Source organism: Acinetobacter sp. WC-323 (assembly GCF_000314615.1).
In the GTDB taxonomy this organism is placed as follows: Bacteria; Pseudomonadota; Gammaproteobacteria; order Pseudomonadales; family Moraxellaceae; genus Acinetobacter; species Acinetobacter courvalinii.
Genome location: NZ_AMZS01000032.1, coordinates 67,651 through 92,133, shown reverse-complemented (window position 1 = coordinate 92,133; position 24,483 = coordinate 67,651). Strand labels below are relative to the sequence as shown.

Below are 24,483 nucleotides of genomic sequence, written 5' to 3'. Positions count from 1 at the left end.
GTTCTAGTAATAGAACAATAAATTCATAATAAAAAACCAGTTCGAAAGAACTGGTTTTTTGTTTTCTGATCTTCAATAAAATTAAAAATCGAATTTATCATTCAATCTCTTACATCTTCTTGTCTTCAATATTTAAAGCGCTGATTGCCAACACTGCCTGAGTACGGTTCTGTACACCCAATTTACGGAAGATGGCCGTGACATGTGCTTTAATGGTTGCTTCAGAGACTTCCAGTTCATAAGCAATCTGCTTATTCAATAAACCTTCTGCCACCATCATCAACACACGGAACTGCTGTGGTGTCAGTGATTGCAGGCGTTCTGCCAAAGCGGTTTCATCCGCGGCTCTTGGGTCAAAACCGGCATGCGTCGGTAAATTCGGCGGTAGCCAGATTTCACCTTCCAGAACGTGTTTAATTGCTTCACCAATATGGCTTGGATGTGAAGATTTCGGAATATAGCCCATGGCGCCATGTGCAATGGCACGCTGGATGATTGACACTTCTTCATGGGCTGAAACGATGATAATCGGAATGGCAGGGTATTGTGCACACACATATACCAAAGCAGAGAAACCGGAAGCTCCTGGTAGATTTAAATCCAGTAACACCAGATCAGGTTCCGCACCATGTTCTAAGCGTGCATAGAATTCATCAACATCAGCCGTCTCCTGAATCTGTGCCTGAGGCAAACTATAACGAACCGCTTGAATCAAGGCATGTCTAAAGAGAGGATGGTCGTCTACAATTAAAATATTCATAAGCGCTTAAGCTGTCTGCAAGTACGTCACTGTACGATGTTTATTTAAATTCAATCCGTCTAAGCCTATTTTCAATTAGCGCTGAGGTCAAGCACAAGCATTGATTTATTTCTTTTTCCCGCAAAATAAATCAAATATTGATATAACCCGTTTAAATCATATTCAATTAAAAAAGCATATATAAAATTCTGAATATAAACAGTTGATTAAAGCTGGATCATTTTAAATGAAGGCGATTACATCGATATATCTATAAAAAAGATAAGCTTGCAGCATTTCCTTATTTTACAGCCCCCCTGTCGATATAGATAAATAAATAGCAATTCGAAATGATCTTTTTAGGCAGTTATTATGTCCAATCGCAATACCGTATCGACTCCCCTGAATATTGTTGCTGTTTCTGGTGGTTTAAATAGTCCATCAAAAACTGAAAGTCTGGTTCAGGCCATTTTAGATGAGCTTTCAGAAGCCATTGATATCAAGGTACATTTTGTCAAACTCAGTGAAATTGGGCCATTATTGGGCGGCGCCATTTACCGTAATCAATTGCCGCAGCGGGTTCAGGATGATCTGGCAGCCGTAGAAGCAGCAGACGCCCTGATTGTCGGTACCCCAGTTTATCGTGCCTCATTTACTGGCCTGTTCAAGCACTTCTTTGACTTTGTCGAACAGACTGCACTGGTGGATGTCCCTGTCCTATTGGCTGCATCAGGAGGCAGTGACCGTCATGCGTTGGTGCTCGAACATCAATTACGACCCCTCTTTAGCTTCTTTCAGGCACAGACTTTACCGATTGGCGTTTATGCAACAGATCGGGACTTTACCCCTGAATATACGGTCAAAAGTGAGCAACTGGCGGACCGGGTTACTCTGGCTGTTGCCCGTGCTTTACCGATTTTGGAATGGGCACCCGCCAAAGGCCAGCGTGCCGCAGCCATAAAAACCAAAACCGAGCAGGCCAATCAAAACCTGGGCATTAATAAACAGATTGAACAGGCAGAGGTCTTGCCATCCGCTGCTGTACCGAATCTGGATGTGGCTGAATCACGCCTGCATCCCAAGTCTGCAAAGAATTTAACGCACGTCGCATAAGCCATAGTTTATGGAGGGTACAACGATGACAATAACAACATCTGCAATCAAATTTGCCTATTGGGTTCCCAATGTAAGCGGTGGTCTGGTTGTGAGTAATATCGAGCAACGTACCGACTGGAGTTATGATTATAATGTGCGCCTTGCTCGGGCTGCAGAACGAAACGGTTTTGAATATGCACTGACCCAGATCCGTTTTACCGCGGGATACGGCGCTGAATATCAACATGAATCGGTCAGTTTTAGCCATGCCTTATTGGCAAAAACCGAAAAACTTAAAGTGATCGCAGCCATCCTGCCTGGCCCCTGGAAGCCCGTACTTGCAGCCAAACAGCTGGCCACCATTGACTATCTGACCCAAGGGCGGATTGCCATTAATGTGGTCAGCGGCTGGTTCCGTGGTGAGTTCGATGCCATTGGCGAACCGTGGCCTGAACATGATCAACGCTATGTACGCTCGGAAGAGTTCATCCGTACCCTGAAAGGCATCTGGACCACAGACAACTATAGTTTTGACGGCAAATATTACCAGTTCCAGAATTACACCCTCAAACCAAAACCCCTGCAACAACCCCATATCGAAGTATTTCAGGGCGGTAGCTCGCGTGCTGCGCGTGATATGGCAGCGCGTGTGTCCGACTGGTACTTTACCAATGGCAACAGCGTTGCAGAAATCAAAAAACAGATTGAGGATGTCCGAACAAAAGCCAAGTTAGAAAATCGTCAGGTTAAAATTGGCGTCAATGCATTTATTATCGCCCGTGATACTGAAGAAGAGGCCAAAGCAGTGCTGAATGAGATTATTGCTCAGGCCAATGTTGAAGCCGTCAATGCCTTTGGTGATGCCACACGTGAAGCAGGCGCAGCGGCGCCTGAACGTGAAGGCAACTGGGCCAAATCGACCTTCGATGATCTGGTGCAATATAACGATGGCTTTAAAACCAACTTGATTGGTACACCGCAACAGATTGCAGAACGTATTGTGGCCTTAAAACAGGTCGGCGTTGATCTGGTGCTTTCTGGCTTTCTGCATTTCATTGAGGAAGTCGAATATTTCGGAGAGAAAGTCTTACCTCTGGTTCGTCAACTGGAGCAACAACAGGAGACGCTATTGATCGAAAAATCAGCTTAATCTTAACTAGGAAACAAGAAGAAAAAGAAAAGATAGGGCAAATACTCTCCCCCAAGACTCGGCTTGGGGTCTTTTATTTTAAGTGGTTGCAATTTCCCGCATCACCGTTTCAACCGAATAACGGCACCATTTGGACAACTGCTCAATGAAATCATTCAGCTGCGCAGGATTAAAGTGACTGACAATCATGTAACAGGCATTTCCGAGAATCTTGAAGCATTCATCGACCTGCTCATATTGTTTGACCAATTGCTCAACCTCAATAAAAGCCTGCTGATCATTCATAAACAGTTGAATAAACTGCTTGTGTTCATATTGCAGGGCAATGGTGTAATTTTTAATGATGCCAGCATCCATCAGTTGGGCAATACGTGCCCCCACAGCTTGCCCTGTACGATGCACCCGTTGGCCAATCTGTTTATGGCTTAACCGCGAATCCTGTTTCAGCAGTTCAATAATTTTTAAGTCGATGGGATCAAGTTCAATATTCATTTTTTCATGACGAAAGAAAACCGGCAACAATGCTTTCACCTGAATATAGCCGATTTTTCACGCTTGCCCTACTCTTGTTTTAACTTAACACTGGAAGTAAAAACCATGAAACAAGCCCTGCTGATTATTGATGTTCAAAATGATTATTTTAAACATGGTAAAATGGAACTGGTCAATCCAGACCACGCGCTCACCCAAACCAACATCTTAGAAGATTATTTTATCCAGCATAATTTACCGATTATTTATATCCAGCATATTAGCCCGGCCACTGCCAGTTTTTTTCAGGAAAATACTGTCGGTGCTGAACTACATCCACAGTTAAAACTAAACAATCACTCGATTATCGTGGAAAAACATGTTCCAAATAGCTTTGTAGACACCAATCTACAGGCCATTCTTGAACAGCATCAGGTTGAGCAACTGGTGATTACGGGCATGATGACCCATGTATGTATTGATTCGGGCACACGTGCTGCCAAAGAGCTGGGCTATCAACCGATTGTGATTGCAGATGCCACTGCAACCCGTGATCTCGAATATGACGGTAAAACAGTAAAAGCAGCAGATGTCCAAACTGCATTTTTATCAGCACTGGGTTTCTTTGCTACGGTACAAAATACGGCTGATTTTTTAGCACAGCATTAAATAATAGAGCTCTTTCAAAAGTCAAAAAATGATCAATCATTGGTAAAAAATTAGTTTTGAAAGTTCCTTCTCCCTTTGGGATGAGGGCTGCAATTCTGCAAGAGGATGAGAGAATTCTTCATATTAATCCTCTCCCTAGCCCTCTCCTTTAAAAAGGAGAGGGAACTTTCATTTCGAACTCAATACAGCTTAAAATGACTTATGCAAGAATTTTAATGCAGAAAAAAAGAGCGTTCGATAACGCTCTTCTTCAATTCAAACATGGTTATCGGTTCGGGTACACCGTTGCAATCAAGTGATCCACCACCGCAGGCTCTGCCAGTGTTGAGGTATCACCAAGTGTATCCAGTTCATTGGCAGCAATCTTTCTCAAGATACGGCGCATAATTTTACCTGAACGTGTTTTTGGCAAGGCTGGTGCCCAATGTAAGGCATCCGGCGTTGCCACTGGCCCAAGGACTTTACGCACCCAGTTCACCAACTCCTTACGTAGCTCTTCCGATTCTTCAACATCAGCCTGCAAGGTGACAAAAGTACATATGCCTTGTCCCTTGATCTCATGCGGCATACCAACCACAGCCGCCTCAGCAACTGCTTCATGTGCCACCAACGCACTCTCGATTTCAGCCGTACCCAGGCGGTGCCCAGAGACGTTAAGTACGTCATCAACACGTCCGGTAATCCAGTAATAGCCATCTTCATCCCGACGCGCGCCATCACCGGTAAAATAACTACCTTTAAAGGTCGAGAAATAGGCCTCGATAAAGCGTTCCGGATCTCCCCAAATGGTTCGCATCTGGCCCGGCCATGAATCTTTAATTACCAGATTGCCTTCAGTCGCACCTTCAAGTTCATTGCCTTCACCATCCACCAAGGCAGGTTGCACCCCAAAGAATGGACGTGTTGCCGAACCCGGTTTAAGTGCTGTTGCCCCTGGTAATGGGGAAATCAGGATGCCACCTGTTTCAGTTTGCCACCAGGTATCGACGATTGGACAACGTCCCTCACCGACGACTTCGTGGTACCAGTTCCATGCCTCTGGGTTGATCGGCTCCCCGACAGAACCGAGTAAGCGCAAGCTACTGCGATCACTTTCACGCACATAAGCATCACCTTCACGCATCATGGCGCGAATTGCAGTGGGTGCAGTATACAGAATGGTGATGTTGTGCTTATCAATCACATGCCCGATACGCGCCCAGGTCGGATATTGCGGAATGCCTTCAAACATCACCGTTGTGGTGGCATTACTGAGTGGACTATAAAGTAGGTAACTGTGTCCGGTGATCCAGCCCACATCTGCGGTGCACCAGTACACATCATCTTCTTTTAAATCAAAGATTTCTCTAAAGGTACTGTTGACATAAACCAGATAACCGCCGGTGGTATGCAACACACCTTTAGGCTTGCCGGTTGAACCTGAGGTATACAGAATAAATAACGGATCTTCCGCTTTCATGGGCTCAGGTGGACAATGCTCATCCACTTCCATAATGGCAAGGTGATACCAGATATCACGTGCTGCATTAAACTGAATCGGATTACCGGTACGGTGCACCACAATCACATTCTGCACGCTTTCAGTTCCTGCAATCTCTAATGCGGCATCAACATTTTCTTTCAATGGCAGCAACTTGCCGCCACGCATGCCGGCATCGGCAGTAATCACCAGTTTGGCCTGACTGTCTTCAATCCGGCTGGCCAGTGAATCTGGCGAGAAGCCGCCGAATACCACACAATGCACTGCACCAATCCGTGCACAGGCCAACATCGCAATTGCAGCTTCTGGTACCATCGGCATATACAGCACCACACGATCGCCTTTGCTGATCCCGTGTTTTTTCAAGACATTGGCAAAGCGGCACACTTCATCATGCAGTTCGACAAAAGAAATAATCTTGTGACGTGATGGATGATCACCTTCCCAGATAATCGCTGGCTTTAATGGATTATCCTTAAGATGGCGGTCCAAACAGTTTGCAGAGACATTCAGTTCACCATCTGCAAACCATTCGATTTTAAAACTATCTTGCTGAAAACTGGTATTTTTTACCTGAGTAAACGGTTTGATCCAGTCAATATTTTTTGCTTCTTCTGCCCAAAATGCTTCGGGCTGCTCAATCGATTCCTGATAACGTTTGAAATAGTCTGCTTCCGAGATTCTTGCCGTTTCTTTGAATTTATCAGGCACTGGGTAGATGTCTTTCATAGCTTACTTCCTTGGTCTTTTATTTCATATCCTAGATGCTCTCATCTATTCTTCTGGATATGTTTTGTTCTCTTTAGCAGTATGTGCATCATTTACAAGTGCAAACAATGCGGCTTTGGTCGTAGGAATGTTATTCTGTTACGACTATGGGCTGTTAACATTTCACCTTGCAAGCTAAAGCTCTCAATGCATGGCTGAAGTGTCAACAGTCCCTAATTTATTTTCAAAAATTTACTCAAAATAATTTAAATCTGAACTGCTTGTCTATGCTTTTTCTTTTTAAAATAAGTGATTATTTTGATCATTGCAGCAAGCTTAAAAGATTTAATAAACAAAAAAACAGGACCCACCTATGTTCAACCCCGATACCCCGACCTCATCCCCACCACTAAACGACCATCCGCTGTCGCCAAACGGCCGTTTTAATCGCCTGAGCTATATTGGCTGGTACGGATTACTCAGTCTGCTGTGCATGGCTGCTTTTCTTGGCCTGTTTGCATTTACCGGGCTTTTTAGCATGAATCAGGTCAATATTGATGCTGCGATAATGTCGGCCTTTTCTGGCTTTTCGGTCTTTGCCCTGATCGCATTGTGGTTGGTGGCAATGTATTTCCAAATTGTGTTCTTGATCCGTCGTTTACATGACCTGAATAAAACAGGCTGGCTCAGCCTGCTGATGCTGGTACCTCTGCTGCAATTCTTCTTTACCCTATATGTGTTACTGGCACCGGGTACACCACATCGCAATGACTATGGTGATGTACGTCCTTCCCGTGGCTGGGAAAAACTGCTGGCCTGGCTCATGATTCTGGTCACAGTATTGATGATGTTTGGCCTGTTCACTTTTGCTTATTATTTTGCCAGCCCTGACCTGTGGGAAGCCCCAACACAAATGATTCAAAATACAACCGATTATTTCTAGAATATAACAAAAGGTAGCGGATAATTAGAGGGATCAGGTCTATGAATTATGCATGCGTATTCGCAAGAAATTCATTATGATTGCTTCCCTCATTGACTCCATCCTTTGCGAAATAGAGATTTTCCTGTGGCGAATGAACAAACAACATTGACTGAAGTGGCAAGAGATACGGGTGAGCTGATTCATCAGGCAGGGACCAAAACCACCCAGACCGTACTCGCTCATACTGAAAAATATCACGATGCCTATACCACGATTGATAAAATCATGGATAGCTTTTGGGAGCGCTTGCCCTATATCGGGATTGCGATTACGGTTTTCGTTATTTTCTGGCTTCTGACCAAATTATTTAAACTGTTTATTCGCAAGACTTTAGAAAATCGCAGCTATACCCGTCAGAATCTGGTGCTGGTCCTGAACCGTGTCGGCAGCACCTTTATTATCTTCTTCGGCTTCCTGATTGCCCTGGTCATCGCCATTCCAGGCTTCACCCCCAGCCAACTGATTGGTGCCTTGGGGATTGGTTCCGTTGCGATTGGTTTTGCCTTTAAGGATATTTTCCAGAACTTGCTGTCAGGCATCCTGATTCTGATCGGTGAACCATTCCGTATTGGCGATGATATTGTGGTCAATGGCATGGAAGGTAATGTCGAAGATATCCAGATTCGCGCGACTTTTTTACGTTCGCCTGATGGTCGCCGTATCGTGATTCCGAATGCAACCGTCTATACCAGCGCGGTCACAGTCAATAATGCCTATCAGCGCCGTCGTTGCGAATTTGTGGTCGGCATTGGCTATGAAGACGATATGCAAAAGGCCAAGCAGATCATTCTGGATATTCTGGATCGCAACCTGAATGTGCTTAGCCAGCCGGGCTTTTCGGTCAATGTCACGGCGCTTGCAGATTTTTCGATTAACCTGACCGTACGCTGGTGGGTCAATACCACTGAAACCTCGACCTCGACCTCAATCAGTGAAATTCAGGAACAGGTAGTCACGGCTTTTGACGAGAAAGGGATCTCTATTCCCTATCCAGTACAGGAAGTCAAAGTCTATCGTGGCGATCAATCAGAGCAGGCTGATTCCTCAGACAAACAAACGACCTAAAATATTCGATACGGCTGTTTCAGTCCGCAAAATTCGGTTGCCTACGCTCATTGCTTGGCAGCCGTTTTTTTTCAGCAGCTCAACTTCATAGGGAATAAATCCACCTTCTGGCCCAATAATCAGGCTACAGCCCTGCTGAATCGCATAAGGCATGTGTTGTTCCGCATAAGGATGCGCCACATAAGCAGGTCGCTCGGTATTGATCCAGGTCGGCAAGACATCCTCAACAAAGGGCTTAAAACGTTTATATAACTGGATCTCGGGAGCAATGGTATCGCCTGCCTGCTCCAGTCCCAGCGTCACATAATCATCCAGCTGTTGTAAAAATGGCGTTTGCCAGTAACTTTTATCCACCCGATAACTATGAATCAGGCTAATCCGTTCAACGCCTATCGTCACGGCATCCATAATGATACGACGCAGGACTTTGGGGCGAGGCAAGGCAAGAATCAAATGCACAGGCAACTTTTCCGGCACGGTTTCTAATCGAACAGGTTTCACCAGAATGCACTGCTCTGAAATCTCCAACACTTCGCTAAGATAACGCGCTCCTTGGCGGATGCCCACTTTCAAGGTATCGCCAATTTTTAAATCAAGATGCTGCCGTAAATGCTGTAATTGACGGGGGGACTCAATTTTCCATGCATCACTACCAGCAATCTGCTCGGGGTCAAGTAAAACGATATTCATGGCAAAGTGGCTTGTGCTAAATAATGATCAAGTAACTGAATATGTTTTTGTAAGGAACCCTGATTGCGTTGCAACACCTGTTGTGCACGTTCAACTCGTTGCGAGACGTGTACAGAATTCTCCAAACAACTCAATAACTGCTGTACCACCTGCGCTGCATCCTCACCGATCAGGATCGCTTGTTCTGCCACGAACTCATCCACAATCGTTTGAAAATTAAAGTACCGTGGTCCAATCACGGTCGGCACATCCAGTACCATTGGCTCTAGGATATTATGTCCGCCACCTGGCTCATTCAGTGAACCACCAACAAAACAGGCTTGACTCAAGGCATACCACAGCCACATTTCGCCCATGCTGTCAGCAAGAAAGACTTGGGTATCCGCCTGAACCGGCTGCTGTAAACTACGGCGTTGCGTTTTCAAATTTAGACGCTGGCAAACTTGAAACACCTCATCAAAGCGTTCCGGATGTCGTGGCACCACGATACAGAGTAAATCCGGATTTGAATTTAAATATGGTTGCAACTGTTGCAACAGGCTTTGTTCTTCAGGCGCATGAGTACTGGCCAGCGTGATGATTTGACGTCCCGACAATTGCCAAGCCTGTTTCAGCTGCCGTGCTTGCGCGACAAAATGTTCCGGAGCGGTAATGTCAAATTTAATATTGCCGACCACCTGACTGTTAGCCTGATCAAATCCCAAGCTGACATAACGTTGTTGCGTAGCCTCATCTTGAGCCAGCATCCAGGTCAACTGTTGCAGCATGGGCCGGGTTAAACGGCGAACTTTAGCGTAACCTTGGGCCGATTTTTCAGAAAGGCGGGCATTTAATAGAATACAGGGAATCTGCTGTCGTTTGGCTTCGGCAATCAGGTTCGGCCAGATTTCGGTTTCAACCAAAGCCAGTATTTTCGGTTGATAACGCTGAAAAAACTGTTTGAGTAAGGGCTTCTGATCCACAGGCAGATACACTGCCTGAAATAAATCCAAATAGGGTGCTTTTTGAAACAGTGATTTTGCCCGTGCCTGCCCGGTCTTGGTGGTATTGGTGACCAAAACGGGATGGCCTAATTTTAAATAATGTTCAATTAAAGGCTGGGCGGCATTGGTTTCCCCGACTGAAACAACATGAAACCAGATTGCTCCCGTATTTTTGACGGGCTGGAATGGACCAAAACGTTCAAGACATTCCTGCTGAAACAGTGCATCACTTTCCGCCCGCTGTTTGATTTTCCAACGATATAACGGTTTGAGACATGTCAGTAGAAAGTTATACCAGAACGGGGTTTGCTGTACTGCGTTTTGCTGCGCCATCCGAGACCATCATTGACAATTTGATTCCCGCTCATTATGCGGAATTTAAATAAAAAACTCATGCAATTTTGGTAAATTACATGAGTCATTTGTAGCATTTAATACGGCTTAAGCTTCTAGCTTTTCAAATACCGGATAATCGGTATAACCTTCCGCACCGGCACCATAAAATGTTTGTGGTTGAGGCGGATTCAACGGCAAATCATGTTGCAAACGATCTAGCAAATCCGGATTGGCAATATACTGTTTACCGAATGAAACCGCATCTGCCTGACCAGTTGCCAGAATACGTTGCGCAGATTCAGCAGTTAGGCCCTCATTGGCAATCCATACACCTTTAAATTTAGGGCGTAATTTTGGCATTAGGCTATCTTCTGCTTCATATTCACGCGTAAAAATAAATCCAATATTACGCTGATCCAGTTGTTCCACCACATAACCAAAGGTTGCCAACGGATTTTCATCCCCCATGTCATGCGAATCGCTACGTGGTGAAAGATGTACACCAACGCGACCAGCACCCCATACTTCAATAAATGCATCGACTACTTGCAATAATAAACGCGCACGGTTTTCAATTGGGCCACCGTATTCATCATCACGTTGGTTGGTGGTGCTTTGCAGGAATTGATCGATCAGATAGCCATTGGCCGCATGCAATTCAACACCATCAAAACCAGCAGCTTTTGCCAGTTCAGCCGCATGTTTATATTGTGCGACAATTTCCTGAATTTCTTCATGCGATAAAGCACGAGGGGTTACAAAAGAACGTTTTGGCCGAAGATGGCTCACTTCACCTGCGGGCTGAATCGCGCTTGGTGCGACAGGGATATCACCATCCAGTAAGTCCGGATGTGAAATACGTCCAACATGCCAGAGCTGAACCACAATTTTTGAACCCTGTGCATGCACAGCATCAACAATCTTATGCCATGCCTGAGCCTGTTCTTGTGACCACAGGCCAGGGGTATTGGCATAACCCGCTGCTTTCGGACTGATGACGGTCGCTTCAGTAAGAATTAGGCCCGCATTGGCACGTTGTTGATAATATTCCACCATTAAATCATTCGGAATACGGTGTTCACCACTCCGTGCTCTGGTCAGAGGTGCTAAAACCAGACGGTTTTTAATAGTAAAGTCACCTACTTTTAACGCAGAATTTAGTTCAGCCATGATCGCCTCAACTTACACTTGTTGATTTAAAGTGTTTGTTTTAAATGTTCGATATATTGCTGAATCAAAGCTTCATTACGGGTGAAATATGACCATTGCCCATATTTTTCGACCTTAATCAGACCTGCCTGTTGCAAGACAGACAAATGATTCGACATGGTCGACTGTGCAACTTTTCCTAAACGTTCGATGTGCCCGGCACATACGCCCCGTTCGAAACTGCCACCACATTCCTGTACCGGTAAAAATTGCTCAGGCTCTTTTAACCATTGCAAAATCTGTCGACGTAATGGATTGGCTAAGGCCTTGCTTATTACATCAATATCCATAGACTCACCACGCTTCTCAACAGGCAAAGCTTTGTTCAGCATCTAAATCCAGTATATCGAAATTTTCAAATATTAATATCTAATTTTTTCGATATTAATATCATATTTTTTCGATTAACCAGTCGATACTGAACGAGATTGCCATTTTAATTGATAAAAACTTATAGACCTTGCTTCAAACTTGCTTCGATAAACTTATCCAGGTCACCATCTAAAACTGCTTTGGTATTAGAGGTTTCCACACTGGTACGCAAGTCTTTAATACGTGAATCATCCAGGACATAAGAACGAATCTGGCTGCCCCAGCCAATATCAGATTTTGAATCTTCCAGCGCCTGCGCCGCTTCATTACGTTTGCTCATCTCTAACTCATAGAGTTTGGCACGTAACTGTTTCCAGGCATGGTCACGGTTGGCGTGTTGTGAACGCTGGTTCTGACATGCCACCACAATACCGGTTGGGGCGTGAGTTAAACGGACCGCAGAGTCAGTTTTGTTAATGTGCTGACCACCTGCACCCGATGCACGGTAAGTATCGGTACGCACATCAGAAGGATTAATATCAATTTCGATATTGTCATCAATCTCGGGTGAAATGAACACCGCCGAGAATGACGTATGACGGTTATTATTACTATCAAATGGTGATTTACGCACTAAACGGTGAACACCGCTTTCAGTTCGTAACCAGCCATAAGCGAACTCGCCATCGACACGAATGGTCGCAGATTTAATCCCTGCCACATCGCCATCCGACACTTCCATCAATTCCGCTTTAAAACCGTGACGCTCGATCCAGCGCAAGTACATACGCAATAACATTGATGCCCAGTCTTGTGCCTCTGTCCCGCCAGAACCTGACTGGATTTCAAGGAAGCAAGGATTTGGATCCATCGGATTACTAAACATACGGCGGAATTCAAGATTACCTAAAGCCTGTTCAGCACTGTCTAATTCAGTTTGTACATCGACCAGCAGGCTTTCATCATCGGCTTCAACAGCAAGATCAAGCATCGCTTTGGCATCATCGAGCTGTTCTGCAAGACGATCAAATACACCAATGGTATTTTCTAGGCTGCCCTTTTCTTTCGCGATCGCCTGAGCACGACTTTGGTCATTCCAGATCGCAGGGTCTTCTAATTCTCTTAAAACTTCTTCTAAACGCTCAACCTTTAGATCGTAGTCAAAGATACCCCCGTAGTGTTTGGCTACGATCAGATAAATCTTTCAATTGGACTAAATACGGATTAATTTCCACGCGTGTTTTCTCACAATTTTCTCACTTAATCCGCTATTTTAACATAACTGTTTTGGTCGACACAGCACCCTTATTCTGGCTCAATCTGTTTAAAAAAATAATCTCAAAAGTAAGCTGGGCTGCTAAATCAACTATATTTTAGGCCTTAATTTTGATTAAAATTTCTTAACAATTCACTTAAATTAGTCTTTAAAATAGCCAAAAACACAATCTCTACTAAGTTTTAATAATTCAAAACAATTGAAATTTATTTTTAAATATCAAAATCTTGTTCTGTCAATTTTACAAGTCTATTACATTTGTACACTCTGCTTACGTTCCTGCGATTGACGCTCCTGTTATTTCAATTAGACTGGTAGTTGTAACAAAACATGTAATTAACATTCATCTGGTTCATTATCTCAAAAGGGGCATAACCATGAAAAAATTAGCAATTGCATCAGCACTACTCTCTGCTTTGGCAGTAACAGGCACTGCTCATGCTTATCAAGCTGAAGTCGGTGGTTCATACACTTATACTGATTGGGATGATTTTGATGGAACCCATAATTTTGGTGTAGATGGTACTTATTATTTCAATCCAGTACAAACACGCAATGCGCCACTCGCTGAAGCTGCGTTCTTAAATCGTGCTAGTAATGCCAAAGCAAAAGTGAATTATGCTGACAATAACGGTATCAAAAATTCACAGTACGGCGTGGGTGTAGAATACTTCGTACCAAACAGTGATTTCTATTTGAGTGGTAATATCGGCCGTGACGAACTCGAAGTTGATAACACTTCTATTGATAAAAAAGTAACGACATATGGCGCTGAAATTGGTTATTTACCAGCACCAGGTTTATTACTTGCTTTAGGTGTGAAAGGTTACGATGAGAAGCATGGTAAAGATGGCGCAGATCCTACCGTTCGTGCAAAATACGTAACGCAGGTCGGCGGCAATGATATCAACCTTGAAGCTTATGGTGCCTTCGGTGATCTTGACGAATACCGCGTTAAAGGCGATTACTACCTTGATAAAACTTTAAGCGTAGGTGCTGATTACTATAATAATGACCTGACTGACCGTGATGAATGGGGTATTTCTGCCAAGAAATTCCTGAATCAGCAAGTGAGTGTTGAAGGCCGTGTAGGTTTCGGTGATGACTATAATACTTATGGTATCCGTGGTGCATATCGCTTCTAATCAAGCCGAATTGCTTTAAAAAAATCCGCTCAAATGAGCGGATTTTTTTATTGTTTTAAATAGGCAATTTGCAGCTGCAGACTGGTATTGCCATTAAAGACATTACGTTCCAGCGTATAGACCAGATCGACATGGCCCAGCATGGGATCAAATTCAAAACGATCTTTGGCATTAAAGGCAATGGCATCGACCGAATGTGGCCCGACCGCTAGTTTTAATTTCAGGTGCTGTTCTTTCAACCAGCGATAATCAATGACTTTGAAGCGTCCCTCGAATTGAGGTAATGGAAATTTTTGTCCCCACGGTCCCAATTGTTCGATCCAGTCTAGGGTTCCCAAATGCAGATCGGCATCGGTCAATTCACCATCCGTCCACAAAGTCGCTTGAAATAGATCCTCATCCATCTCGGCAATCGACTGGGTAAACACGCTTTTAAACGTCTCAAAATGTTCTTTTTTCAGGGTTAAGCCGGCTGCCGCAGCATGACCACCAAAATGGCTGACCAGATGCGGATACTGCTCAGCCACCTGCTCAATGGTATCGCGAATATGAATGCCTTCAATCGAACGTGCCGAACCCTTGATATGCACACCATCTTCATCAGGGGCAAACACCAGACTGGGACGATGAAACTGTTCCTTTAAGCGCCCTGCCACAATGCCAATCACCCCTTGATGCCATTGTTCATCAAACATCACTAGGGCAGCCGGTAGATGGATCGTTTCCAGTTGAATATGTTGCAGCGCTTGCATTGCCTGCTGCTTCATTTCATTTTCCACCTGACGGCGTTCGGTATTCAATTGGTTCAACTGTTGCGCCAGCGGATAAGCCGTTGCCATATCGGCGGCCAGCAGGCATTCAATGCCGATCCGCATGCTTTCCATCCGTCCCGCTGCGTTAATGCGGGGACCAACAACAAAACCTAAATCTTGTGCGCGTAAGCTGGCAGGATCACGCCCGGCAATATCCAGTAAGGCCAAAATACCAGCACGACACTGCTGTTGCTGAATCCGCTTTAATCCCGCGTCAATCAGAATGCGGTTGTTATAGTCCAGTGTCGCCACATCGGCATAGGTGCCCAAAGCCACCAGATCCAGATATTGCGTCACTTTAGCGCTACTTTTCCCTTGCTGAGTCCGTGAACTTGCCAATCTTGCCAGCACATAGAAAGCAACCCCAACACCAGCCAGGGCTTTACTGGGAAAGTTACAGCCCAGCTGGTTCGGATTGACCACCGCTTCGGCAACTGGGGTCGGTTTAGTGGTGAGGTGGTGGTCGGTGATGATCACCTGCATACCTAGCGCTTGGGCAGTTTCCACCCCTGCATGACTGGAAATACCATTATCCACGGTAATCAAAAGATCAGGCTGATAACTGTGCTGGGCCAATTCGGCAATTGCCGGTGTCAGACCGTAGCCGTACTTAAACCGGTCAGGCACCAGATACTCGACCTTGGCGCCCATTTCTTGCAAAACCAGTACCATCAAGGCAGTACTGGTTGCACCATCCGCATCATAATCCCCAACAATCACGAGCTGTTTTTGTTGATCAATGGCTTGATCTATCAACTCAACTGCCGTCTCCAGGCCTTTTAATGCTGGGGGCAGTAAATGTTTCAGTTTCAGTTCAAGCTCTTGTTCTGACTGCACGCCCCGTCTGGCCAGAATTTCAGCAATAAAAGCAGGCACGCCCTGAAACTGTTCAGGGCGTGTGATTAAAGGTCTTTTTTGAATTTGCATCTGTGTCATTTATGGCATCAAACGTTGTAGGGCCCAGTGGTCGTCTTGTTTTTCATAACTCAAACGATCATGTAAGCGATTTGGTCGCCCCTGCCAGAACTCATAATAATCCGCTTCTAAGCGGTAACCGCCCCAGAACTCAGGTTTATCCAGCTCGGCCTGGGCTTGGCTCTGTAATGCTTGAAAGCGTTGTTGCAGTACTTCACGACTCTCAATCACACCACTTTGTGGTGTACTGATATGCGCTGCAATCTGACTATCACGCGGACGTTTATGGTAATAGTCGGTCGATTCCTGTTCAGAAATCTTGGCCACCTTGCCAGCAATGCGGACCTGACGCTCCAGACTCGGCCAATAGAATAACAATTCAGCATAAGGATTTTCCGCAAGGTCCAATCCTTTCTGACTGTCATAGTTGGTATAGAAGTCATAACCCGCTTCTGTGGCACCACGTAACAAAACCGTACGTACATGTGGACGGCCTTGTGCATTTGCGGTGGCTAAAGACATGGCATAGGGTTCATGCAAATTCGCGGCAAGGGCATGATTAAACCAGTTTAAAAACTGCAAGTGAGGCTGATCGCTCACTTGGGTTTCATGTAATTCACCTTGTTCATAGCTTAAACGCAATTCACTCAGGTCTTTAATCACATCATTCATGCGGAAACTCTCTTAAGCAGCTTGGGCGTGAGCACGGACCGCATCAGCCAAATGGTTCGCCAATGCTTCAACTTCTTGCTGTTGATCGCCTTCCACCATGACACGAATAACAGGTTCAGTGCCTGACTTACGAATCAAGAGTCGACCACGGCCTTTGAGTTGCTGCTCTGCTTTTTCAAACTCTGCAACCAGGGCAGGAATAGAATAAGGGTCAATCATGTCGTGTAGGCGCACATTGACCAAGACTTGCGGGAATAGTTCAAAACCTGCAACCAGTTCATGTAAAGCCTTACCTTGTTCCACCATCACGGTTAATACCTGAAGTGCTGCAATGATCGCATCACCAGTAGTACTCTTATCCAGCGTCAGGATATGACCTGAAGGTTCGCCACCTGTGACCCAGTTATTTTCTTCTAACGCCTGTAATACATAGCGGTCACCCACTTTGGCGCGAACAAAGCCAACCTCAGCCTGTTGTAAGGCCAGTTCCAGCGCCATATTACTCATCACGGTACCGACAACGCCTGCTGGCTTGTGGTTTGCCTGTGTTGCCAGAATATACAGGATATGGTCACCATCAACCAGTTGACCATTTTTATCCACCATGACCACACGGTCTGCATCACCATCAAACGCAATCCCCAGATCCGCCTGATGCGCTACTACTGCTTTTTGCAATTGCTCAGGATGAGTTGAACCACAGTTTTCATTGATGTTTAAACCATCTGGTTCATTAAAGAGCGGAATAACTTTCGCGCCTAATTCACGGAATACCGATGGCCCAACGCTATAGGCAGCGCCATTGGCACAATCCACCACGATTTTCAAATTACGCAGGTCGAAATGGTAGGGGAAAGTCGATTTACAAAATTCGATATAGCGACCATTGGCATCTTTAACACGTACGCTTTTACCGAGATTTGCCGTGTCTTCAATAACCAGCTCTTTTTCTAATTCCTGATTGATCTGATCCTGGATTGCATCAGGTAATTTCTTGCCTTCACTGGAGAAAAATTTAATCCCGTTATCGAAATATGGATTATGCGATGCTGAAATGACGATACCCGCATGCGCATGTAGTGCACGGGTTAAATGCGCAATCGCTGGTGTTGGCAAAGGACCTAACAGATGCACATAAACACCTGCGGCATTCAAGCCAGCCTGTAGAGCCGCTTCCAGAATATAGCCAGATAAACGGGTATCTTTTCCTAATACCACAATCGGCTTACTTTTAGGATTATTTCTTTTTAATACTGTTCCTGCGGCAAAACCTAGTTTTAATGCGAACTCTGGGGTAATTGGCATTTGTCCAAACTTGCCTCGAATTCCATCAGTACCAAAATAGCTCATGTTTTACTCACTTTCTTATCTTTTATATGGCCTGTAACCATATCCTTCTTCATCCTGTTCACTTTACACCAAAACAAAAAAAACCGTCAGTACACTGACGGTTTTTCGATCGGCAAAATTACCAAAAATCAACCAACTCGGTAGTTTGGTGCTTCCTTGGTAATGGTTACATCATGCACATGTGATTCAGACATACCGGCTGAAGTAATTTTCACAAATTTTGCATTTTGACGAAGATCTTCAATCACAGATGAACCGGTATAGCCCATAGATGAACGTAAGCCACCCATCATTTGATGAACGATGTTGCCCATTGGGCCTTTATATGGTACGCGGCCTTCAATGCCTTCTGGAACTAATTTCTCAGCACCTGCTTTAGCGTCCTGGAAGTAACGGTCCGCAGAACCAGATACACCGGCCATCGCGCCTAATGAACCCATACCACGGTAAGCTTTGTAGTAACGGCCCTGGAAGAACTCAACCTCACCAGGCGCTTCTTCAGTACCAGCAAGGAGTGAACCGACCATAATCGTACTCGCACCCGCGCCGATTGCTTTCGCCATATCGCCAGAGAAACGGATACCGCCATCTGCAATCAAAGGAATCTGATCTTTCAGTGCATTGGCAACGCTGTCAATCGCCGAAATCTGTGGCATACCAATACCAGCAACGATACGTGTAGTACAGATTGAACCTGGACCGATACCGACTTTGACCGCATCTGCACCAGCATCAAGCAAGGCCAACGCTGCATCACCCGTTGCAATGTTGCCGCCAATCACTTGAACTTGCGGGTAGTTGGCTTTTACCCAACGTACGCGTTCAATCACACCTGCAGAATGACCATGCGCTGTATCAACTACAATCGCATCGACACCCGCCTCAACCAAAGCCTCTACACGGCTTGGAGTTTCAGCACCGGTACCGACTGCAGCGCCGACACGTAAACGGCCTAAATCATCTTTACAGCTGTTTGGATAGCTTTCGGCTTTACGGAAATCGGTGACCGTAATTAAACCTTTTAGCTCATGGTTCTCACCAATCACCAACACTTTTTCAATACGATGCTTTTGTAGCAAAGCTTGGATATTTTCTTTTGATTCACCCTCACGAACAGTCACCAAACGATCTTGACCGGTCATGATATTGCTTACAGGCTGTTCAAGATTAGTTTCAAAACGTGTATCACGTCCGGTGACAATACCCACCACTTTGCCGTCTTTCACAACAGGCACGCCGCTAATATTATTGGCCTGGGTAATCGCAATCAGTTCACGCACTGTTGTCTCAGGTGATACAGTGATTGGATCTTTCACCATACCTGCTTCAAATTTTTTCACACGACGGACTTCAGCAGCTTGTGCTGCGATATCCATGTTTTTGTGCAAAATACCTATACCACCGTTTTGCGCCATTGCAATCGCCATACGTGATTCAGTCACGGTATCCATTGCAGCAGAAACGAGAGGGATATTAAGTTGAATTCCGCGAGTTAAACGTGTCTTTAAGGAGACATCTTTTGGGAGAACAGTTGAGTAGGCAGGAAGTAATAAGACATCATCGAAGGTTAACGCTTCTTGAACGATGGTCAGCATAACAATCTCACTGGTAATTTCCGTGAGCTATTATAAACAAATTTCGATGTGATTTTCATTTTCTATGATGAAAATAATTTCAATCGTTGTTTAAAAAGCTTTCAGCTAGAGAGTTTTACCCTTCGAATCAAATACATTCCGTTAGCAAACCTGATCATAATTGTCATTATTTTCAGAGGGCTGCTGGTCAATCGCGACCAGCGGGATCAGGTTATGCGCCAGCCGTGCCTTGTTACAATGCGAATCGGCAATCTGTACTTCCTTGCAACTTGAGCTCCGAACTGGATAGATGGAACAGCTGACGTGCTGCCCCACCTCACCTTGCAAGGCCACACATTTAACTTGTGCCTGATTGGTCCCTTTCATGCATGAGTAGACCGCGGTCAACGGCTCAACCATATATTCCGGGATCAGTTCTGCCTCAGCCCAATAGAAAGAGACACGGTAATTTGCACAGCAGGCACCACAAATGACACAGGCATCGGGGGTCGCAATTTGAGACAACATTTTGTTAAAATTCTCGTTATCAGATTCAATCCTTGATCCGATAAATCCTAAGAAAATTTATGCCTGCCGACAAGAGTGTCTGATCAATGATTGATGTATTTTCCAGTCATTTTGCAACCCCGGACATTTAGCTCATTTCAGCTGGCAAACTGAACACATATTCATTCATCAGATCTACACCACATTCCAGCGTTTCGATCCAGTCCAGGAACTGATTGATCATCGCTTTACCAACAAAAGCGGTGCCATGCTGAGGCACAATCATTTCAAGATCCATCTGCCGAACCATATTGACCCAGAGACGGATGACTTTATTGGAACACATATAACGCTGGTGAAAACCTTTCATTTTTTTGATGTGGCCATCAAAGTCAGTAATCGGTAAGCTGGCATCTTCGACAATGGAAGCCCCCATATCACCTGAAAATAAAATTTTTGCAGTCGGATCATAGAACTGGAAATTTCCAACCGAGTGCAAGAAATGCGCAGGCACAGCCACAATCGAAGCTTCACCGAGAGGAATGACTTGCCCTGTATCTGATAGCTCAATCAAGCGCTCCTCCCAATTGCCTTTCATACGGTCACTCATAAAGGCCGAATTCAGATGTGGTAAAAAGCGTGCCCATAACTTGGAAGCCACCACTTTGGCATCGGTATACACCAGCCAGCGCGGCATCGAGGTAATAATGTCAGGATCTTGATGGGAGGCCATCACATAGTCCAGATTTTTTAGTTTGGTATAACGGTTCAGTTCCATGGTTAAAGGGACATAGGTCAGATCACCTCCCGGATCTAAAACCGCGGCCCGATCATGGTCAATAATTAAAAACTGATTGGCCTGAATGCCTTCCCCTTTGACCAGACTGGTAAAACTGATGCATTTATGTGTGCCATTATCAAATAATATTTGTGACGTTGTGCGCTCGAAACTCATAACTACCCCGGAAAAATTCTTTAAATATGAAATATTTTTTAATTCCATAATAAAATAATGGGATTTAATGCATGTTTCAATCAGAGTTTAGATTTTTATCATTATTTATAAAAAAACCCGTCACGACTGGACGGGTTTTTTCAGGTTCTAGCTCAATTAGAAGAAATAATGCTGCACTAAGGTTGAGACACCCACCACCAGGAAAATTGCAGCACCAATTTTATGGATCAAGGAAATCGGTAATTTATCCGCGAGTTTATCGCCAATAAACACAGCGGGTGCATTGGCAAGCATCATGCCGAATGTGGTTCCACACATGACCCAGAACACACTGTCAAAACGTGCCGCCAAAGCCACGGTTGCAATCTGGGTTTTATCGCCAATTTCAGCCAAGAAGAATAAGATGAAGGTGGCACCAAAAACCCCAAATTTCTGCCATTTATTGATGCTTTCACTTTCATCACCTAATTCATCCGGAATCAGCATCCAGATCGCCATGCCGATAAAGCCTAGTGCGAGAATCCACAACAGAATTTCAGGGCTGAGTACGGTGGTAATCCATTGCCCCAACACAGCCGAAATACCATGGTTAATGGTGGTCGCAAGAAGGATGGCAATCAAGATCGGAACAGGTTTACGGAAACGCGCCGCCAGTAATAATGCCAGCAATTGGGTTTTATCGCCCATTTCAGCAAGGGCAACAATTGATGTGGAGATGAGGAATTCATACATAGTTGAATGCTCTGGCTAGCAAAATATACCGATGACCTACCCCTCCTGCTAGCCAAAATCAAATAGATTGATGCAGAGTGGTAAATCAAAGGTCTTGCCAACAAAAGCACAGCTGAAAAGCTGTTCTTGGTTCTTTGCTATGATGACCATGTTCGGTTGAACAATTATGTTGATCATCACCTCTTTACTTTGCGTAAAGAGCGGCTACTCCCCAATGAAGTAACGCTATTCTAGCAAACAATAAAATGCTTTTGAATGCTTAAGCCCAAAATTTTTGGTAACTCCAGACCAAGAGACGGGCCAGCCCCAGAACAAATGCCAGACAGGTACTAAGACCGAGAAAACCAGAACTACCCCAGCCACTTGCACCACCGACATGCTGTGCCTGATACTCGATTGCCATCACCACGGTCGCCACCAGCACTTCCAGCCCCATAACGGCGTACATGACCCAATCCCAAGGGAAATGCAAGAAACTCACCCATAAGCCCATTAATACAAAAACGATGAGTAATAAGGGTAGCATCATCCGATAAATCACTAACATCCTTACTCCTTGATCCAAAAAATCGTTATCAATACCAATTTATTTTAGGCAAAAGTATTCTCAAATAAAGCCATATTTTTGTCACCTTAAAAATAGAAAACCCCGCTGATGCGAGGTCTTCTAGATTCAAAAACGATTACAGTAATAAGCTACGAATGTCTTTGAGTAACTTGGTCAGCTTATTGGTAAAGCGTGCTGCATCCGCACCGTTAATGACACGATGGTCATAAGACAATGACAATGGCAACATCAAACGTGGATCAAAGTCTTTACCATTCCATACCGGTTGCATGGTTGCAGGTGAAATACCTAAAATCGCAACTTGTGGCCAGTTCACCAACGGCGTAAATGCGGTTCCACCAATACTGCCTAAGCTGGTAATGGTAAAGTTGGCACCTTGTAAATCTTTCGGCGACAATTTGCGGTCACGTGCTTTCTGGCTCAGTTCAGCCAGTTCAGTCGCGATTTGCTTAATTGATTTCTGGTCAGGATTACGCAGTACTGGAACAGTCAAGCCATCTGGGGTCGCAACCGCAATACCCATATGGATTTCGTTACGTAACAATACTGACTTCTGATCATCCACCAGATGGCCAGCAAAATAAGGCTCTTCTTTCAGCAAGTGTGCGACTGCTTTGGCAATAAAGGCCAAAATGGTTAAGCTCAGACCCTGCTTTTTAAAGCCGTCTTTCAGCTCGCCACGCCACGCTTCAAGCTCGGTGATATCGGCCAAATCAAACTGTGTGACTTGCGGGATAAAGTTATTCAATGACAATTGCGGTACAGACACTTGCTGTAAACGCGTCATGGCTTTCACTTCACCGCCACCAAAGGCACTAAAGTCTGGCAACTTCGGTAAGCCCGACGCTACTGGCGCTGCTTGCGCAGCAGGCGCTGCCTGAGCTGTAGTGAGACGCGCTTTTACATAAGCAAAAACATCGTCTTTCATTACACGGCCATGTTCACCTGAAGCCTTCACCTGACCCAGAATCACGCCTAATTCACGTGCCAGTTTACGCACCGCAGGACCTGCATAAACCTTCGCATTTTCAGCTTCTTGTTCTTTGGTCAGCTTTTCTGCTTGCGCTGGCGCATTCGGTGCTACGGTCGCTGTTGTCTGTGGTTTTGCTGGTGCTGCTGGAGTCGCAGGTGCTGCGGCAGGTTGAGCTTTCGCTTCTGCTGGAGCAGCAGCCTGACCGCTCACCTCAATCGTTGCCAAAGCCACGCCTTGACGTACTTCTTGATTGGCAGAGACATGAATTGCTTTCACAATCCCTGCAACCGAGCTTGGCACTTCAACCGACGCCTTATCTGACTCAACCACACATAGGCTTTGTTGAGCTTCAACACGATCGCCAACATTGACCAGAATTTCTGAAACCAGTGCTTTTTCTACACCCAGATCAGGCACTTCAATTTCAACATTACCTGTTGAGGTATTGCTTGCAGCTGGTGCTTCAGTCGTTGTGACTGGCGCTTCTGCTTGAGCTGGGGCAGCTTGCGGTTCCGGTTCCGATGCTGCATGAGCAGCTGTCTTCACCTGAATTAAGATCACACCTTCTTTGATGCTGTCGCCTTCTTTGATCTGGATCGCTTCTACAATCCCCGCAACCGAGCTTGGTACTTCTACCGTCGCCTTGTCCGATTCAACCACAACAATACTTTGTTCCGGTTCAATCTGGTCACCGACTTTGACCAGCACCTCTGCGACCAAGGCTTTTTCTACACCAATATCTGGAACTTTGACATCCACAACCTGGCTTGCTGTTGCTGTTGGAGCAGCAGCGGGCTGTGCTTTTGTTTCAGCTTCGACAGGTTTTGGTTCTGCTTTTGGCGCTTCCGCTTTCGGTGCTTCGTTCGCAGGTGCTTCCGCAGCAGATTCCGACTCTAGTTCGATCAATGCGACGCCCTCAGTAACTTCATCGCCCTGTTGAACCAGAATACTTTTTACAATACCAGCTGCCGTGCTTGGCACTTCAACCGTTGCCTTATCTGATTCTAACACCAGAAGACTATCGTCAACTGCAACATGGTCGCCTACTTTGACCAGGATTTCTGCAACGAGCGCTTTATCTACGCCAATATCAGGTGCTTGGATTTGCATGA

General features: G+C 45.1%; 23 protein-coding genes and 1 riboswitch. Of the genes, 6 read left to right on the top strand and 17 right to left on the bottom strand.

Going from position 1 to position 24,483, the window contains the following annotated elements; genetic code table 11:
- Positions 1-109 precede the first annotated feature (109 nt).
- Positions 110-760, bottom strand: coding sequence for a response regulator transcription factor (locus ACINWC323_RS13560; RefSeq protein ID WP_009510123.1), 651 nt, complete (start codon positions 758-760; stop codon positions 110-112).
- 351 nt (positions 761-1,111) lie between these two features.
- Here ACINWC323_RS13560 and msuE point away from each other — a divergent pair, with 351 nt between their 5' ends.
- Both msuE and sfnG read left to right on the top strand, forming a co-directional pair.
- The gene (gene msuE, locus ACINWC323_RS13565; RefSeq protein WP_005282455.1) at positions 1,112-1,852 is read left to right on the top strand and encodes an FMN reductase; all 741 of its coding nucleotides are present in this window, start codon (positions 1,112-1,114) and stop codon (positions 1,850-1,852) included.
- A gap of 25 nt (positions 1,853-1,877) precedes the next feature.
- Positions 1,878-2,984: a dimethylsulfone monooxygenase SfnG gene (gene sfnG / locus ACINWC323_RS13570; RefSeq protein ID WP_009510224.1), complete on the top strand. Its 1,107-nt coding sequence runs from the start codon at positions 1,878-1,880 to the stop codon at positions 2,982-2,984.
- A 78-nt stretch (positions 2,985-3,062) separates the two neighbouring features.
- Here sfnG and ACINWC323_RS13575 read toward each other — a convergent pair whose 3' ends face one another.
- Positions 3,063-3,476 (bottom strand): Lrp/AsnC family transcriptional regulator, encoded by a 414-nt coding sequence (locus tag ACINWC323_RS13575; RefSeq protein WP_032881253.1) that lies wholly within the window; start codon positions 3,474-3,476, stop codon positions 3,063-3,065.
- Positions 3,477-3,581: 105 nt separating this feature from the next.
- Between ACINWC323_RS13575 and ACINWC323_RS13580 the strand changes: the two genes are divergently transcribed.
- A complete protein-coding gene (locus tag ACINWC323_RS13580) occupies positions 3,582-4,124 on the top strand; it encodes a cysteine hydrolase family protein (RefSeq protein ID WP_009510293.1) in 543 nt (180 codons plus the stop codon).
- A gap of 265 nt (positions 4,125-4,389) precedes the next feature.
- On the opposite strand, the gene acs is transcribed toward ACINWC323_RS13580, so the two are convergent.
- Positions 4,390-6,333 carry an acetate--CoA ligase gene (acs, locus tag ACINWC323_RS13585; RefSeq protein ID WP_009510129.1) on the bottom strand — a complete coding sequence of 648 codons (1,944 nt, stop codon included), beginning with the start codon at positions 6,331-6,333 and terminating at the stop codon, positions 4,390-4,392.
- Between the two features lie 352 nt (positions 6,334-6,685).
- Here acs and ACINWC323_RS13590 point away from each other — a divergent pair, with 352 nt between their 5' ends.
- A complete protein-coding gene (locus ACINWC323_RS13590; RefSeq protein WP_009510238.1) occupies positions 6,686-7,255 on the top strand; it encodes a DUF805 domain-containing protein in 570 nt (189 codons plus the stop codon).
- A gap of 126 nt (positions 7,256-7,381) precedes the next feature.
- The gene (locus tag ACINWC323_RS13595) at positions 7,382-8,362 is read left to right on the top strand and encodes a mechanosensitive ion channel family protein (RefSeq protein WP_009510227.1); all 981 of its coding nucleotides are present in this window, start codon (positions 7,382-7,384) and stop codon (positions 8,360-8,362) included.
- Here the strand turns inward: ACINWC323_RS13595 and ACINWC323_RS13600 are convergent.
- The 5 genes from ACINWC323_RS13600 to prfB all read right to left on the bottom strand — a co-directional run bounded on the left by ACINWC323_RS13600 (position 8,342) and on the right by prfB (position 13,127).
- The gene (locus ACINWC323_RS13600) at positions 8,342-9,052 is read right to left on the bottom strand and encodes a 16S rRNA (uracil(1498)-N(3))-methyltransferase (protein WP_009510152.1); all 711 of its coding nucleotides are present in this window, start codon (positions 9,050-9,052) and stop codon (positions 8,342-8,344) included. The two genes, ACINWC323_RS13595 and ACINWC323_RS13600, sit on opposite strands and share 21 nt — an antisense overlap.
- Complete coding sequence (locus ACINWC323_RS13605; protein ID WP_009510282.1) at positions 9,049-10,368, bottom strand: 3-deoxy-D-manno-octulosonic acid transferase; 1,320 nt, start codon at positions 10,366-10,368, stop codon at positions 9,049-9,051. The genes ACINWC323_RS13600 and ACINWC323_RS13605 overlap by 4 nt, the downstream gene beginning before the upstream one ends.
- 108 nt (positions 10,369-10,476) lie before the next feature.
- Positions 10,477-11,541, bottom strand: a complete 1,065-nt coding sequence (locus ACINWC323_RS13610; protein WP_009510266.1) for an alkene reductase — start codon at positions 11,539-11,541, stop codon at positions 10,477-10,479.
- Positions 11,542-11,567: 26 nt separating this feature from the next.
- The gene (locus ACINWC323_RS13615; RefSeq protein ID WP_005403396.1) at positions 11,568-11,870 is read right to left on the bottom strand and encodes an ArsR/SmtB family transcription factor; all 303 of its coding nucleotides are present in this window, start codon (positions 11,868-11,870) and stop codon (positions 11,568-11,570) included.
- Between the two features lie 161 nt (positions 11,871-12,031).
- Positions 12,032-13,127 (bottom strand): peptide chain release factor 2 gene (prfB, locus tag ACINWC323_RS13620; protein ID WP_126687562.1). Its coding sequence is split into 2 segments (ribosomal slippage): positions 12,032-13,054 and positions 13,056-13,127, totalling 1,095 coding nucleotides; the frame shifts between segments, so codons are not numbered across the junction.
- Between the two features lie 418 nt (positions 13,128-13,545).
- On the opposite strand from prfB, the gene ACINWC323_RS13625 reads away from it, so the two are divergent.
- Complete coding sequence (locus ACINWC323_RS13625; RefSeq protein WP_009510210.1) at positions 13,546-14,313, top strand: putative porin; 768 nt, start codon at positions 13,546-13,548, stop codon at positions 14,311-14,313.
- A gap of 47 nt (positions 14,314-14,360) precedes the next feature.
- Here ACINWC323_RS13625 and recJ read toward each other — a convergent pair whose 3' ends face one another.
- The 9 genes from recJ to ACINWC323_RS13670 form a co-directional block, all read right to left on the bottom strand.
- On the bottom strand, positions 14,361-16,061 hold the full coding sequence (gene recJ, locus ACINWC323_RS13630; protein WP_032881224.1) for a single-stranded-DNA-specific exonuclease RecJ: 1,701 nt from the start codon (positions 16,059-16,061) through the stop codon (positions 14,361-14,363).
- Complete coding sequence (pdxH, locus tag ACINWC323_RS13635; protein ID WP_009510264.1) at positions 16,062-16,712, bottom strand: pyridoxamine 5'-phosphate oxidase; 651 nt, start codon at positions 16,710-16,712, stop codon at positions 16,062-16,064.
- Positions 16,713-16,724: 12 nt separating this feature from the next.
- Positions 16,725-18,062, bottom strand: coding sequence for a phosphoglucosamine mutase (glmM, locus tag ACINWC323_RS13640; RefSeq protein ID WP_009510131.1), 1,338 nt, complete (start codon positions 18,060-18,062; stop codon positions 16,725-16,727).
- A 128-nt stretch (positions 18,063-18,190) separates the two neighbouring features.
- Entirely contained in the window at positions 18,191-19,657 is a 1,467-nt protein-coding gene (guaB, locus tag ACINWC323_RS13645) for an IMP dehydrogenase (protein ID WP_005227887.1), read from the bottom strand.
- 141 nt (positions 19,658-19,798) lie between these two features.
- Positions 19,799-20,164 (bottom strand): YkgJ family cysteine cluster protein, encoded by a 366-nt coding sequence (locus ACINWC323_RS13650; protein WP_009510272.1) that lies wholly within the window; start codon positions 20,162-20,164, stop codon positions 19,799-19,801.
- A 127-nt stretch (positions 20,165-20,291) separates the two neighbouring features.
- On the bottom strand, positions 20,292-21,098 hold the full coding sequence (locus ACINWC323_RS13655; protein WP_032881251.1) for an oxygen-binding di-iron domain-containing protein: 807 nt from the start codon (positions 21,096-21,098) through the stop codon (positions 20,292-20,294).
- Between the two features lie 156 nt (positions 21,099-21,254).
- Complete coding sequence (locus ACINWC323_RS13660) at positions 21,255-21,830, bottom strand: TMEM165/GDT1 family protein (RefSeq protein WP_005227893.1); 576 nt, start codon at positions 21,828-21,830, stop codon at positions 21,255-21,257.
- A gap of 83 nt (positions 21,831-21,913) precedes the next feature.
- Positions 21,914-22,055, bottom strand: a riboswitch (yybP-ykoY riboswitch).
- Between the two features lie 34 nt (positions 22,056-22,089).
- Positions 22,090-22,377, bottom strand: a complete 288-nt coding sequence (locus ACINWC323_RS13665) for a hypothetical protein (RefSeq protein ID WP_009510183.1) — start codon at positions 22,375-22,377, stop codon at positions 22,090-22,092.
- Positions 22,378-22,513: 136 nt separating this feature from the next.
- Entirely contained in the window at positions 22,514-24,481 is a 1,968-nt protein-coding gene (locus tag ACINWC323_RS13670) for a 2-oxo acid dehydrogenase subunit E2 (protein ID WP_009510101.1), read from the bottom strand.
- Positions 24,482-24,483: the final 2 nt, after the last annotated feature.